We start from the raw sequence: 12,905 nt of genomic DNA, 5'->3' as shown, positions 1-12,905 counted from the left end.
GTCCCAGACCGGTTCGCGTATCTCTTTCGTTTGTCTCTACTGATCTGCTACTGGTCCCTTGCGCTGGCGGTGGAGACCGCCGGCTTGGTGTCGCCGAGCGAGACCCAGACATTCGGATCGCTCTGCGACTGGCGCTTGACGAAGCGGTAGCCGGTCTCCGTCCAGGCAACGACGTTCTCGTTCTGATTGTCGAGAACGAACTCGCCCCTGTCGGTCTTCACCGTCAGCACCGCGTGTCCTTCGCCCTTCTTGTCGCGCACGACGGTGATAAGCAGGGCCTCGCGCGGCCATCCGGCATCGATCAGCATCTTGCGCTTCAACAGCACGTAGTCTTCACAGTCGCCGTAGCCGTCCGACGGCAGCGACCACTTTTCGATCACGCCCCAGTGCTCCTGGTCGGTCAAAGGCTTGACGGTCTCGTTGACCCAGCGATTGACCTTGACGAGGTCGCGCCATGCAGCCTGCGACATCACGATGTCGCGCGGTTGCGTCGGTGCGCCCTGGCACTGAGCGGCATTGTCCGCACAGAACTCGACCCAGCCGATCGGCGCACGCGTGGTGTCGCCGAGGCTTGCGTAGAGCAGACGGCCTTCGCCGGCCTGCGCTGCCGCGCTCATTCCGAAGAGCATGGCGGCCAGCGCCATTCTCTTCCCCTGTCCCCTGAAATCAAACATTGCGGCCCCCGTTTCTTGTTGGGACCACATTGCGCAGGGAGCTTTTGAGTTGCCGCTAAGTCAGTCAAGTCAAGTCGAGACGAATACAAGTAAAACGCGCGGCGAATTCGATCTATACTTGAGTCAAACTTGAATAAAATTCGATATGACTGCAATTGATTCAAATTTTATCGATTAACGCGGAAACGCTGGCGGAACCGTTGTTTGCACGCACCCGCGACCTCCGCGTTAACCCGCGCGAGGCCCGTCACGACCATGAAAAAGGCGGCGTCCGCATCGCGGAGGCCGCCTTCAGTACTGGAAATGCAGTGGTTTTGGTGCCTTCGCGCTTTACCGCGCGGTAACGCTCTCTTCGAGAGTTTCAATCGGCTGCGAATGCATGAACTCGAGCGCGAAGCCGTCTTCGAGGTTTCGGACCACGCGACCCTGCACCCGGCCGAGCAGAACCGTCGATTTCAGCGGGGGACGGTTTTCCGCGGCGATGGCTGCGCCCGACAGCGAGAGGTCGATGATGCGGCAGGTCATCTTGGTGCCGTCCTCGAGTGTCAGCACCGCGATCGGGTTGCGCGGCACGATACGATCGTGGCGGCGGTCTTCCGGCAAATTGAGGATGTCGCGGTTGGCGAGCCAGGTCAGCTGTGCCGCAAGCTTGTCGCGCTTTCGCGGCGTCGCACCGACCGTCATGGCGAAGCCATTGTCGATGATGCGGGTGATCTTGCCCTCGACGCGGCCGATATGGTCGAGATAGGCGACCACGCGGTCGCCGACATTGCCGATGCCGGGGGCCAGCAGCGCCAGCCCGCCCGGCGACATGTTGATCACCTGGCAGGGGAATTCACGGCGGTCCGGCAACATGTAGCGGCCGAGCAGGTGAACCTTCACCCGCTGGAAACGCCGACGTTCCTCGGCGGCCGGAAGAAATTTTTTGTGCGCCAACGCCATTTTCACAACCCGACCCCCCGCCTGGCGGAGTCCGGGACCACCCTAAGGTGCACAGGGTTAATGCTACGTTAGGATCGGGCGCGGCGATGACGAACAGACACGATGCGTTCGAAAAGCCACATCAGGGGCGGGCAGGCCAGCACCGTCAGCGCGCCGAGGTCGAGCGCGACGGCGGCAGTGCCGGCCGATTTGGCGAGCCGACCCGCCACCGCCGGCCCCAGCATCATCGCGGCATAGAAGAGAGTGTAGAACACGCCCATCCCGACCGCTCGTGTCTCCGGCGCGAGTACGCGGGCGGCCAGGCTCATGATCGGGCCGGCGGGAAGGCCGCCGATCAAGCCGCCCAGGACGAGGATCGCGATCACAGCGTCGGACCGGGTCAGCCAGGCCAGCAGGGCGGCCACCACGAGGCTCGCCGCGATCGCCACGACAAAGGGGCGCTTGGTGCGATCGGCGAGATATCCGCCTGATGGCACCGAGATCACCGACAGCCACATCACGAGGCTGATCGCCGAGCCTGCCGCCGCAATGCTCCAGCCGCGCTCGACGAGCAATGAGGGGCCGAACGAGAAAATCATGGCGAAGCCGATATTATAAAGGCCCCAGATCGCACCCGCGACGATCACCGCCAGAAGCGCGAGCGGATCAAGCAGCCTGGAGCCGGCCGCGCTGGCGGTTGCTCCCGGCGGCGATTGGTAGAAAATGATCAGCACGATGCCGATCGCGGTCAGCGCGCCGGCCACGAGGAACACGGCGCCGGCGCCATACGCCGTGCCGATCGCCGGCAGCACCAGCAGCGAGATCGCAACGCCGGCCGGCCAGGAGTTGACGAAGATCGCCATCGCGGTGGCGATCTCCTTACCCGCAAACCAGTCGGTGCCCATCTTGGTGAGCTGCACGGTCAGCAGCACGCCGCCGGCACCGGAGGCGAGCCGGCCCGCCATCTGCCAGCCCCAGACGTCGGTGGTGGCCATGACGAGACTGCCCGCTGTCATCAGCAGCAGCGCCACGATCGTGGTGGGCTTGTCGCCAAGCGTCCGGCCGATCGCGCCGCCCGGCAGCGCCAGCACGATGCCCGGTGTGAAATAGAGTCCGATCAGGATGCCGATATCGGCGAGTCCGACGCCGAAGCTCTGCTGCAGCAGCGGCGCGACCGCGGCCACGCTCTGGAATTGGAACGCGATGGTGAGGCGAACGACGAACAGGATCGCAAGTATGCCCCAGCGATTGCGCAACGCTTCATCTCCCCAAACCCTATATCGAGCGTGCGGTGGGGAGACGCCGGAGTCAACCGCAAGCTCTGAGCTTACGACTTCCTCGTCGCACGCCGATAGAGGAGACATAGCAGCGCCAGCAGCACCGCGGCCGAGAGCCCGAGCGACCAGTGAATGCCGATCGCCGCACCGAACAGGCCGACCGTGATGCCGCTGAAGGCTCGCATCCCGAGCCCGGCCATGTTGTAGAGGCCGACGACGCGGCCGCGAATATCGGACGGCGCGTTCAACTGCACCAGCGCCTGCGCCATTGTGTTGAACGACAGCTCGAAGAAGCCTGCAAAGAACAGCAGCACGATCGCGACCGGATAGATCCGCACCGAGGCGAAGCCGAGCAGCGCCACGCTCCACAGCATGGCGAGCAAGATCGCGGTGCGCGGCGTGCCCTTGAGCCGTCCCCATGATTCCAGCGCGATGCCGGCGAGCAGCGCGCCGGCAGCATCGGCCGCGAGCAGCACGCTGTAGGAGATGCCGGGATCGCCGTGGCCGAGATCGCCGGCAAAGCCGGGCATCTGTGCGTGATAGGCGTTGCCGATCATGAACGAGGTGAGGCCGGCAAGCCATGTCATCGCCGTCAGCACCGGCTGCGTGCCGATGGCACGGATCGTCAGCATGATGTCGGCAAGGCCGCGCACGGCGAAGCGCCGCACAGCGACACTCTTGTCCCGCACCGGCGCCCAGAACAGCCACAGCAGCATCGGCAGATAGAACAGCGTGTTGAAGATGATGCCATGCGAGGTGCCGAGCGTGAGCATGATAATGCCGCCGACGGCAGGTCCGACCAGAATGCCGAGATAGCGCGCCATCGCATTCAGCCGCACCGCGCTCGGAAGATCGGCGGGGCCGACGAGATCATAGAGCAGCAGCTGGTTCGGCGTCTGCCACAACACGCCGGCGCAGCCATGGATCACCAACAGCAGCATGGCGTGCCACATCTCGATGGTGTCGGTGATGAAGAAGAAACCCCATCCGGCCGAAGCAACGATGAACAGCAGCATGCCGCATTGAATGATGCGGCGCGGATCGACCCGGTCGGCGAGCCCGCCAACCGCGACCGAGAACAGCAGGAACGGCAGCCAGTGCGACAGCACCGCAAAGCCCGCCAGCGCCGGCGAATGGAATTTCTGGAACACCACCCAATAACTGATCACATGCTCAATATTATCGGCCATCATCGCCAGCACGTAAGCGATGAACTGGAGCCGGTACGGCACCGACTTCATCGCCGCGAACGAGCCGGACGCGACGACAGGATTCTGAGGGAGGGGGTTCAAGCGGGCACCTGGGGTGGGACTTTTCGCGCCGTGCCTACACGTTCGCCGTCGAGCGCTCAAGACACTTGGGTGTGTGAGGACAGCGGTCCCGTAGCCCGGATGAGCGAAGCGATATCCGGGAACGCCGGCCCCGCATGTCGCTCCGCTCATGCGGGCTACGAGGCCGCGGCTTGGCACGACCGTGCATCTCACATACGCTGCTCGTCAGCTCGCACCAATCAGCCATAGTAAAAGCGGGCATCGAGGAAACCTCCATGGACCAGATCCGCGTCTGCACCCACGCAGGGCCCGGCAGCGAACCCGTCATCCGCTCCGTGCCGTGGCCGAAGGTCGGCCGGAAGGCGGCGCTGATCAAGGTCGGTGCGTGCGGCGTCTGCGGCACGGACCTGCACATTTTGAAGGGGCACTGGCCGAAGCCGCTGCCGTGGCCGTTCACGCTCGGCCATGAGCTCGGCGGAATCATCGTCGAATGCGGCGACGAATTCACCGAGGACTTCATGAGCAAGCCGCTGAAGGTCGGATCAAAGGTGATGATCCCGCCGCTGATGCCCTGCGGCCGTTGCTATTACTGCATCCATTTTCCGCAAGTCGCCAACAAGTGCCTGACGCCGGTCTATTACGGCCGCTATCTCGGCTTCGACAAGGCGCCTCACATGTGGGGCGCCTGGGCCGAATATGTCTATGTCGATCTCGATATGCTGCCGGGCACCAAGATCTACAAATTGCCTGACGACATGTCGCTGCGGCTGGGGGCGCTGTCGGAGCCGCTGACCTCCTGCATCCGCGCCTTCAATCGCGCCAGCCGCGCCGGTGGTTTCACCTGGGGCGACACGGTGGTGATCCAGGGCTCGGGCCCGATCGGCATTCTCGCGGTTGCCGCCGCGCAGGAGATGGGAGCAGGGCGCGTCATCTGCGTCGGTGCGCCGGAGGAGCCGCGGCTCAAGCTCGCGCGTGAGTTCGGCGCCGAGGCGACGGTGAACATCGACGAACTGAAATCGCCCGAGGCACGCATCGCGCGCGTACGCGACATCGTCGGCGGCTTCGGCGCCGATCTGGTGATGGATTGCTCGGGCCATCCCTCCGCCGGCCCCGAAGGCATCGAGATGCTGCGCGACGGCGGCACCTATGTCGAGATGGGCCAGTTCACCGACGCCGGCTCGATCGAGACCTCCTGGCACCGCATCTGCACCAAGGACCTCAATGTGCTGGGCTCCTGGGGTTTTACCGCCAACGATCTGCCGCTCGGCGTCGACATGCTCTATCGCACCCGTGACAAATATCCCTGGCTGAAGATGCAGACGATCTATCCGTTCACGGAAGAAGGCGTCGCGCAGGCGGTCAGGGATGCGATGGCGATGAAGACGGTGAAGTCAACCATCGTGCCGTGGCCGGAGCTGGTGGAGTAGCGATGGCATCGATCCCGCACGAGCTCGCGGCGTTTCTGGTCGAATCCAAGCGCCGCACCTATGCGGGGCTGGACGACGACGCCACCGTGGCCGCTCCGCTGCTCAGAGGCTCCAAGCAGCTCGAGCATCGCGCGTCGCCTTATGCCTATCGCGATATCTATTTCGGGATGGGGTTCTTCGTCGGGCAGGAGACCGTGTCCCGGGATGGGCGCGTCATCTGGTCGATGAGCTACAGCGGGGGCGTCCGCGCGGAGATCACGGGGCGAGACACCTTCCTTGCGATCTACAAATTCCTGCGCCAGGCACTACTGGCCGGATCCGTGGAGGAGCCGTACCGGGGGCCGCATCTGTTTGAGCAGGACGGCATGGTTTACCGTAACGAGGTCGAAGGCTCGCTCGATCGTTTCCACGGCATCGAGACGATTGCGCAGGAGGATGGCGCGCTGCTTTACGAGCTGCGCTATGGTGGCGGGCTGCTGCGCTAGATGATCCGTAGCCCGGATGGAGCGCAGCGCAATCCGGGATTCTCGCCTGCGGCTCCCCGCATTCCGCTACGCTCCATACGGGCTATGGGGCCGGCGTTTGGAATGAAGGACGAGATGACAAACGAACAAACGACCGAACCAGGCCAGCGCACCCGCTCACCCTTCAGCTCCATCCGTGCGATCGACTACACCGTCATCTTGGTACGCGATATGGTGGCGATGCGCCGCTTCTACGAGGAGGTTCTCGCATTTCCGGTGCTGCGGGAGTTGTCGGCGAACTGGATCGAGTACGGCCTGGGCCCTAACACGTTGGCTCTCGCAAAGCCGGGCCGGACTGCGACTGACGCGCCTGTGCCGCACAGGAGCGCCTCGCTGCAACTGGCCTTCAAGGTGTCCGCGGCCGAAGTCGATGCATGTGCCGACGAACTCGCACGCCACGGCGTGGCCCTGCTGTCGCCGCCGACGAACCAGTCGTTCGGGCACCGGACGCTGTTCTTCCGCGACCCCGACGGCAATCTCTTGGAGGTCTATGCGGAGATCTGAACCGCGGGAGCGGTGGGCCTGTGTACGAAAAGTTCCATCGGAAATCCGCGAGTTATTCACGCCGGGGTGAAACTTAGACCGGGGTTTCGGCTTTCAGTTCACGGGAGAGTTCATCGTGAAGCGGATCCTGAAACCCGTCACTTACATCCTGGCCGCCATCTACTTCCTGGTGGATGCGGTCTTCATGGCCGTGGCGAGGCCAATCTCGCGCTGGATCGGGCGGCATCTCCAGTTGAAGCGATTGCGCGGCTGGATCAGATCGCTGTCGCCTTATTGCTCGCTTGCCCTGTTTTCCGTCCCCGTCATTATCCTGGAGCCGGTCAAGCCCGTGGCGGCCTATCTCGCGGCAACCGGCCAGATCGTGAGCGGGGCCGTGACGTTCATCGTCGGCGAGCTGCTCAAGCTCGTCCTGGTCGAGCGCCTGTTCCATCTCACGCGTGACAAGCTGATGCGGATTCCGGCTTTTGCCTGGGCGTACGGCAAGTACTCCGATGTGAAGGCGTGGCTGCAGGCAACCGACGCCTGGCGCGCGGTCCGCGCCTTGGGTCGCACGGCGAGGGAGACCGTTGCGCGGGCCAGAGCCAGGCTGGTCGGCGGCTTCAGCAGCCTGGTGACCTCCAGGGATTAGGGCTGCAGGCATAGAGCTGCGCTGGGCGAGTTGCCCTCTATGCGAGCTTGCGGGCCGCGGCGGTGGCTTTGTCGCCCGTATTCGGCGTGCCGGTCGGCTCGATGAGCAGGAGATGAACCTCCTCGCGCGCGACCGGTCGATGCTCAACACCTTTGGGCACGACATAGAGTTCGCCCGGACCGAGCGTCACCGTGCGATCCCGCAATTCGATGTCCAGACTGCCTTTCAGGACGAGAAAGAAATCGTCGGTGTCATCGTGCTTGTGCCAGGTGAATTCTCCCTTCACCTTCACCACCATCACGTCGCAATCGTTGAAGGTCGTGATCGTGCGTGGCGACCAGAAATCCCCAAAAGTCGCGAGTTTGTCGGCAAGCGAAATGCCGTCGGCCATGTGTTCTCCCGTTCTTCCGTGCGGCACGATTTGGGTCGAGCGATGCCAGCAGCTATTTGACATATCCCGACGATATGGCCCGCGCCCATTTCGGGTGGTCGTTGGCGAGGGCACGGGACGATGCGGCGTCCCAATCGTATTCGAGGGCCAAGAGTTCGGCCTGCCAGCCCCTTTGTCGCTTCGTGAGGATTGCATATCGCGCGTGCGGCGAGCGGTATTCCAGGTTTGCGGCAACGGGAATGTCTGCGAAGACCGGGCAACCAACGCTCCCTGGATTGAGAACCAGACAGTCATGAGGTCCGTGAACGACGGCCTGGCGGTGGCTATGACCACACAGCACCACACGCGCCGTCGGCTCACTCGCGAGGCGCATTGCCAGCACGTCGCGGCGTGCCGGTACGAAGCGGCCGTCGTCGAGCGTTTCTTCCAGCAGGCATGTCGTATCGTTGTCGGGCGTGCCGTGGCAGGCCAGGATACCATCGTCCAGCCGTATTTGGGAAGGCAGGCTGTGGAGTGCGAGACGTTGCTCCGCAGTCAATGCGTTGCGCGCAAACAGGCCTGCGGACGAGAGCTTGTCGTCCGGAAACTCCTCAATCCAGCGATCATGGTTTCCGCGTACGGTCGGCAACGACAGCGCCTCGAGAGCTTCGAAAGTCTCTTTCGGCCACAACGGACTGGTGACGCAATCGCCCAGGTTGACCGTACGATCGACGCCACGCGCCTTGATGTCGGCCAGCACCGCCTCCAGCGCGGCAAGGTTGCCGTGGATATCGGAAATGACTGCCAATCGCATCGTCGTGCTCCCTAGTCCAATCGGCCTGAGCTTAGCCCTGTTGTGCGTCTCCGGCAGCTCCAACCGTGCATAATTTAAGCGAGGTGGCCGTGAAAATCTGCAGCCTCGCCCCAAAATCCCGCTATATGCAGCAAAACGGCTCGAAAACGCTGGATGTAGTGGGTCGAGCTGGCCAGTAAGCTTATTCTCGGCATCGCCAAAGCCATGCGTCATAGGCATGGTGATTTGCCCGCACTTGGCGTAAAGAGCGTCCAAATCAAATCACCACGCGTGCGGCTGGACCATTTGCCGCCTACGCAGCTTCAGGTCGCGCGGCTCGACGTTCCGCGCCTGGACCAACCAAGGTTTATCCCGTGTCTTTTCCGACCATGAGTGCGCCGCTCGCCCGAGCTTTGGCCGAGCGCAACTACGACCGTCCGACCCCCGTTCAGCTCGCAGTGCTCACGGACGAGGCCGCTGACCGCGACCTCTTGGTTTCGGCCCAGACCGGCTCCGGCAAGACGCTGGCCTATGGGCTGGCCATGGCCAAGGACCTGCTGGGTGACGCCGAGCGGTTCGAGCGGGCGGGTGCACCGCTCGCCCTGATCGTGGCGCCGACCCGCGAGCTCGCGTTGCAGGTCCATCGCGAGCTGGCGTGGCTGTACGAGCATGCGAGCGGGCGCGTCGTCTCCTGCGTCGGCGGCATGGACCCCAGGCGCGAGCAGCGGGAGCTTGCGGCCGGCGCTCATATCGTCGTCGGCACGCCCGGCCGGTTGTGCGATCATTTGCGCCGCGGCCGTCTCGACATCTCGGAATTGAAAGTGGTCGTGCTCGACGAGGCCGACGAGATGCTCAATCTCGGCTTTCGCGAGGACATGGAGTTCATCCTCAAGACCACGCCGGACACCCGCCGCACCCTGATGTTCTCGGCGACGTTCCCGCGCGGCATCGTCGCGCTGGCCAAGCAGTATCAGCAGCGGGCGTTCCGGATCGAGGTCGCCGGCGACGAAGGCGGTCATGCCGATATCGAGTACCGCGCGATCCGGATCGCGCCCGGCGATGCCGAGCACGCCGTCGTCAACGTGTTGCGCTTTTACGAGGCGCCGAGCGCGCTGGTATTCTGCAGCACGCGCGATGGCGTCCGGCATTTGCAGGCGGCGCTGCTGGAGCGCGGCTTCTCCGTGGTCGCCTTGTCAGGCGAATTGACGCAGAACGAGCGGACCACGGCGCTGCAGTCGCTGCGCGACGGACGCTCGCGGGTCTGCGTGGCGACCGATGTCGCCGCCCGCGGCATCGATCTGCCGAGCCTCGATCTCGTCATTCATGCCGACCTGCCCAACGACGCCGAGGTCATGCAGCATCGCTCCGGCCGCACCGGCCGCGCGGGCCGCAAGGGGACGAGCGTCATGCTGGTGCCGCCCGTGCGGCGGCGGCGTGCGGAAATGCTGCTGAACGTCTCGGGCATCGACGCGGTCTGGGGGACCGCGCCGCAGCCGGATGAGATCCGCAAGCTCGATCACGAGCGCATGAAAGACGTGCTGTTCACGGAGGAGACGACCGCCGACGATCTGGCGCTGGCGCAGGCGCTATTGGCCGAGCGGTCGGCTGAGGAGATCGCCGCGTCTCTCGCACGGCTCTATCGCGCGCGGCTGCCGTCGCCCGAAGACATCATGGATCCCGGCGAGCGAGCTGGCCGGCCGCGCGAGGATCGCGGTCGCAACGATACGCGCGCTCCGCGCGACGATGTCCGCGCTTCGCGTGGCGATGACCGCCCCGAAAGGGCTCGGGCCAAATCGGGGAAATCGTCGAAACATGGCATGGCCGATGGCAGCGTCTGGTTCCGGGCCAACATCGGACGAAAAAAGAATGCGGAAGCGCGCTGGCTGTTGCCGATGATCTGCCGCCGTGGCGGCATCGACAAGAACGATATCGGCGCGATCAAGATCATGGACACCACGACCGAGTTCGAGATTTCCGAGCGGGTCGTGGAATCTTTCGCCGCCAAGATCAAGCGTCCGGACAAGGAAGACAACATTCGCATCGAGTCCATGGCGGATGCGCCGCAACGGCAGGCATCTTCGGAAGAGCGGTCCCACGCGCCGCGGCGCGAGAGCAGCGACAGCGACCATCGTGAACGCCGCGACGATCGCCCGCGCGAGCCGGGCGGGTTCAAACCGCAAGGCAAGCCACACGGCAAGACACACGGCAAATCGCACGAAAAGCCATACGGCGAGCGTACGCCGAAATTCGACGATGCTCCTTCCTTCGCAAAAAAGAAGAAGCACAAGAACAAGCCGGGCTATGCTGAGCCCTCGGTCACGTCGTGGTCTGAGAAGGGCGCTCCCGGGAAAAAGCCGAAGACGAAAAAGAAGTATCGCGCCTGACTGCAGCTGCACGGCGCGGACGGCAATGATGCTGCCGGATTTCACCGGCGGCATTATCTCGGAAATCAAGTCTGAGCAGCGAGGTCGCGCAGCATGTATGTTGCGCTGTCGCTGTAGGTCGCGAGCTTTGCCCGCAGCTTCGCATCAGTCGTGACGGACCGAAAGCCGAGACGCTCCCACAGCGGCCGCGTGGCGTAGACCGACACCAATGCGAGCGTCGCAATCGCTGACGCGCGCGCGAGCTGTTCGATTGCCAGCACATAATCGCGCACGACACCGCCGCGAAAATCAGGCAGCACCGCGACGTCGTGCAAATAGAGGCAATCCGCATCGTCGGGCAATTGCTCGAGCAAGCCGTCGAGCGGGGGAATCCGGTGCTGCATCCAGGGATGCGCGAGACCGTAGCCGACGATCCCGTCGTCCGCGACGAGCACGCGGCAGCCGTCGGGATAGAGCCGCATTTTTTCCGCGAGCACCTCGGGGCGTTCAGGCAGATCAGGATGGATCCGCACTGCGATCGTGCTGATCGCCGGCAGATCGGAGGCGCGCCCGGGACGCCAATGCGGCTTGCTCATGTCGATCCGTCGTTCCGTCTCAATCATTTCCAGTTTATTCCGATGCGACGATGCGTGCAGCGAAAAATATCTTTGCCGCCATCTCAGGAATACGACGGCTCGCGCGGCGTCCTATCGATGCAAGCCCATTGCATGACAGGAGAGACCATGACCACAACCTCGATCCGCCTCGCGCTCACGCTCGCAATATCGCTGGCGCTGGCTCCCACTGCTTTCGCGGCACCGCCGGCCAAGACCGGCAAGACCGACAAAGGCAACGTGCTCACCGATGCCAAGGGCATGTCGCTCTATACTTTCGACAAGGATGCTGACGGCAAGTCGGCCTGCAATGGTCCGTGTGCGACCAACTGGCCGGTGCTGAAAGCCGAGGCCAGCGATGCCGCCGCCGACGGCTACACCGTCATCACGCGCGACGACGGCTCGAAGCAGTGGGCCTACAAGGGCAAGCCGCTCTACACCTTCGCCAAGGACACAAAGCCCGGCGACGTCACCGGCGACGGCTTTCTCAACGGTGCCTGGCATCTGGCGATGCCGTGAGCAGGGTGCACTGCTAGCGCAGCCCCTCATACACCATCAGCCCGCGTGCGATTTGCAGCTTGCGGATCGCGCGTGGCAGCAGTTTTTCCGGCTGGTGCAGATAGCGCCAGGAGGTGAGGGCGAACGGGCCAAGGGCGCCGCATTCGTCGTCGAACGGCGCGAGCACGCCTGTCACGCTCACCGGTGTATGCGGGCGGGCATTGAACGGCAGCAGCAGCAGCTCGAGATGCGCCTTGCTGCCGTCCTCGCGCGCGGCGGTGACGCCGGCGATTGCGCCGAGGCTCTCGTCGGCGACGATGGTCGTGATCTCCTCGACCTCGCGGCGGCTAGCCTCGTTGAACAGCGCCGCAAAACTCGAGTCCTTGAGGTCGCGCCCTGCGAGCGCGCAAACGCGCGTGCCGGCGACGCGGAACGGGAAGCCGAGATGGGGCTCGCAGGACAGCACGAAGATGTCTCCGAGCAGGCCGCGCACGGCAGCCGGATCGATATCGGCCCGGTCTGGCGCCCGCGCAGTGCCGCGCTTTTCGTTCCAATATGCGAAGAATTCGCGGCTTGACGGATGTTTCATGACTGAACGCTTACCCCGGGGCGCAACCTCGCGGGACAAACCTGTCCCGCTTCAGTGCAGCCGCGATCCCTGTGTTGTTGTGCAGGAGGGGCTTTGCAGCGTCCATGCCGCAGCGGCGTTTTCGGCGTCCCTGGCGCTGCCTTTGCGTCGTTAACGTTAAGTTAACTATGCGCTTTCCGCGCGCCACGCCGCTGCTATGGTGATCGCGGTCGCAAGCTTCGCCGCTTTTCTCCAGGTTCTCGGCGAGGCCTGTACACAGGCGTCAAACAGTTTGGTCACCGGCCGCGGGGAGGGGTGGGGATATTCCCGTCTCTCTGGGTACCGGAAGTCCGACACGGATAGGCAGGGCTTTCCCAGGGCCCTGCCTTTTCCTTTTGTGCACTTGCGCAGGGCGGGCAAAGGCGACTATCTCCAAGGCCTGTCGTCAAGCCTGTCGCTCCGATCGCGCCTGA

Annotated in this window: 14 protein-coding genes; 6 read left to right on the top strand and 8 right to left on the bottom strand. The window is 63.9% G+C overall.

Going from position 1 to position 12,905, the window contains the following annotated elements; genetic code table 11:
- Nucleotides 1–47 precede the first annotated feature (47 nt).
- The 4 genes from AC0L3A_RS09355 to AC0L3A_RS09340 all read right to left on the bottom strand — a co-directional run bounded on the left by AC0L3A_RS09355 (nucleotide 48) and on the right by AC0L3A_RS09340 (nucleotide 4,164).
- Nucleotides 48–674, bottom strand: a complete 627-nt coding sequence (locus AC0L3A_RS09355; protein WP_219683840.1) for a transglutaminase-like cysteine peptidase — start codon at nucleotides 672–674, stop codon at nucleotides 48–50.
- Nucleotides 675–1,004: 330 nt separating this feature from the next.
- A complete protein-coding gene (locus AC0L3A_RS09350) occupies nucleotides 1,005–1,616 on the bottom strand; it encodes a PilZ domain-containing protein (protein WP_007602573.1) in 612 nt (203 codons plus the stop codon).
- Nucleotides 1,617–1,684: 68 nt separating this feature from the next.
- Nucleotides 1,685–2,851: an MFS transporter gene (locus tag AC0L3A_RS09345; RefSeq protein ID WP_007602574.1), complete on the bottom strand. Its 1,167-nt coding sequence runs from the start codon at nucleotides 2,849–2,851 to the stop codon at nucleotides 1,685–1,687.
- 71 nt (nucleotides 2,852–2,922) lie between these two features.
- Nucleotides 2,923–4,164, bottom strand: a complete 1,242-nt coding sequence (locus tag AC0L3A_RS09340) for an MFS transporter (protein ID WP_473254221.1) — start codon at nucleotides 4,162–4,164, stop codon at nucleotides 2,923–2,925.
- Nucleotides 4,165–4,418: 254 nt separating this feature from the next.
- Between AC0L3A_RS09340 and AC0L3A_RS09335 the strand changes: the two genes are divergently transcribed.
- The 4 genes from AC0L3A_RS09335 to AC0L3A_RS09320 all read left to right on the top strand — a co-directional run bounded on the left by AC0L3A_RS09335 (nucleotide 4,419) and on the right by AC0L3A_RS09320 (nucleotide 7,226).
- Nucleotides 4,419–5,570 (top strand): zinc-binding dehydrogenase, encoded by a 1,152-nt coding sequence (locus AC0L3A_RS09335; protein WP_473254220.1) that lies wholly within the window; start codon nucleotides 4,419–4,421, stop codon nucleotides 5,568–5,570.
- 2 nt (nucleotides 5,571–5,572) lie between these two features.
- Nucleotides 5,573–6,055, top strand: a complete 483-nt coding sequence (locus AC0L3A_RS09330; RefSeq protein WP_219683838.1) for a DUF5680 domain-containing protein — start codon at nucleotides 5,573–5,575, stop codon at nucleotides 6,053–6,055.
- A gap of 102 nt (nucleotides 6,056–6,157) precedes the next feature.
- On the top strand, nucleotides 6,158–6,598 hold the full coding sequence (locus AC0L3A_RS09325; protein ID WP_354128732.1) for a VOC family protein: 441 nt from the start codon (nucleotides 6,158–6,160) through the stop codon (nucleotides 6,596–6,598).
- A 115-nt stretch (nucleotides 6,599–6,713) separates the two neighbouring features.
- On the top strand, nucleotides 6,714–7,226 hold the full coding sequence (locus tag AC0L3A_RS09320; protein WP_473254219.1) for a hypothetical protein: 513 nt from the start codon (nucleotides 6,714–6,716) through the stop codon (nucleotides 7,224–7,226).
- Between the two features lie 37 nt (nucleotides 7,227–7,263).
- Here AC0L3A_RS09320 and AC0L3A_RS09315 read toward each other — a convergent pair whose 3' ends face one another.
- Both AC0L3A_RS09315 and AC0L3A_RS09310 read right to left on the bottom strand, forming a co-directional pair.
- Nucleotides 7,264–7,617 carry a cupin domain-containing protein gene (locus tag AC0L3A_RS09315; RefSeq protein WP_219683835.1) on the bottom strand — a complete coding sequence of 118 codons (354 nt, stop codon included), beginning with the start codon at nucleotides 7,615–7,617 and terminating at the stop codon, nucleotides 7,264–7,266.
- Between the two features lie 52 nt (nucleotides 7,618–7,669).
- Nucleotides 7,670–8,410: a metallophosphoesterase family protein gene (locus AC0L3A_RS09310; RefSeq protein WP_007602584.1), complete on the bottom strand. Its 741-nt coding sequence runs from the start codon at nucleotides 8,408–8,410 to the stop codon at nucleotides 7,670–7,672.
- A 368-nt stretch (nucleotides 8,411–8,778) separates the two neighbouring features.
- Between AC0L3A_RS09310 and AC0L3A_RS09305 the strand changes: the two genes are divergently transcribed.
- On the top strand, nucleotides 8,779–10,773 hold the full coding sequence (locus tag AC0L3A_RS09305; RefSeq protein WP_219683859.1) for a DEAD/DEAH box helicase: 1,995 nt from the start codon (nucleotides 8,779–8,781) through the stop codon (nucleotides 10,771–10,773).
- Nucleotides 10,774–10,838: 65 nt separating this feature from the next.
- Here the strand turns inward: AC0L3A_RS09305 and AC0L3A_RS09300 are convergent, their stop codons facing one another.
- A complete protein-coding gene (locus AC0L3A_RS09300; RefSeq protein ID WP_007602586.1) occupies nucleotides 10,839–11,348 on the bottom strand; it encodes a GNAT family N-acetyltransferase in 510 nt (169 codons plus the stop codon).
- A gap of 147 nt (nucleotides 11,349–11,495) precedes the next feature.
- Between AC0L3A_RS09300 and AC0L3A_RS09295 the strand changes: the two genes are divergently transcribed.
- Complete coding sequence (locus tag AC0L3A_RS09295) at nucleotides 11,496–11,885, top strand: COG4315 family predicted lipoprotein (protein ID WP_219683834.1); 390 nt, start codon at nucleotides 11,496–11,498, stop codon at nucleotides 11,883–11,885.
- A gap of 13 nt (nucleotides 11,886–11,898) precedes the next feature.
- Here the strand turns inward: AC0L3A_RS09295 and AC0L3A_RS09290 are convergent, their stop codons facing one another.
- Nucleotides 11,899–12,453, bottom strand: a complete 555-nt coding sequence (locus AC0L3A_RS09290; RefSeq protein WP_219683833.1) for a PAS domain-containing protein — start codon at nucleotides 12,451–12,453, stop codon at nucleotides 11,899–11,901.
- Nucleotides 12,454–12,905: the final 452 nt, after the last annotated feature.

Source organism: Bradyrhizobium sp. MI1.3 (assembly GCF_055811695.1).
This window is presented reverse-complemented; position numbering and strand designations above follow the sequence as displayed.

Excerpts from the sequence above, each read along its gene's own strand:
- AC0L3A_RS09300 (WP_007602586.1), bottom strand. The coding sequence starts at position 11,348 with ATGAGCAAGCCGCATTGGCGTCCCGGGCGCGCCTCCGATCTGCCGGCG.
- AC0L3A_RS09295 (WP_219683834.1), top strand. The coding sequence starts at position 11,496 with ATGACCACAACCTCGATCCGCCTCGCGCTCACGCTCGCAATATCGCTG.
- AC0L3A_RS09290 (WP_219683833.1), bottom strand. The coding sequence starts at position 12,453 with ATGAAACATCCGTCAAGCCGCGAATTCTTCGCATATTGGAACGAAAAG.
- AC0L3A_RS09335 (WP_473254220.1), top strand. The coding sequence starts at position 4,419 with ATGGACCAGATCCGCGTCTGCACCCACGCAGGGCCCGGCAGCGAACCC.
- AC0L3A_RS09310 (WP_007602584.1), bottom strand. The coding sequence starts at position 8,410 with ATGCGATTGGCAGTCATTTCCGATATCCACGGCAACCTTGCCGCGCTG.
- AC0L3A_RS09330 (WP_219683838.1), top strand. The coding sequence starts at position 5,573 with ATGGCATCGATCCCGCACGAGCTCGCGGCGTTTCTGGTCGAATCCAAG.
- AC0L3A_RS09315 (WP_219683835.1), bottom strand. The coding sequence starts at position 7,617 with ATGGCCGACGGCATTTCGCTTGCCGACAAACTCGCGACTTTTGGGGAT.
- AC0L3A_RS09355 (WP_219683840.1), bottom strand. The coding sequence starts at position 674 with ATGTTTGATTTCAGGGGACAGGGGAAGAGAATGGCGCTGGCCGCCATG.
- AC0L3A_RS09325 (WP_354128732.1), top strand. The coding sequence starts at position 6,158 with ATGAAGGACGAGATGACAAACGAACAAACGACCGAACCAGGCCAGCGC.
- AC0L3A_RS09305 (WP_219683859.1), top strand. The coding sequence starts at position 8,779 with ATGAGTGCGCCGCTCGCCCGAGCTTTGGCCGAGCGCAACTACGACCGT.
- AC0L3A_RS09350 (WP_007602573.1), bottom strand. The coding sequence starts at position 1,616 with ATGGCGTTGGCGCACAAAAAATTTCTTCCGGCCGCCGAGGAACGTCGG.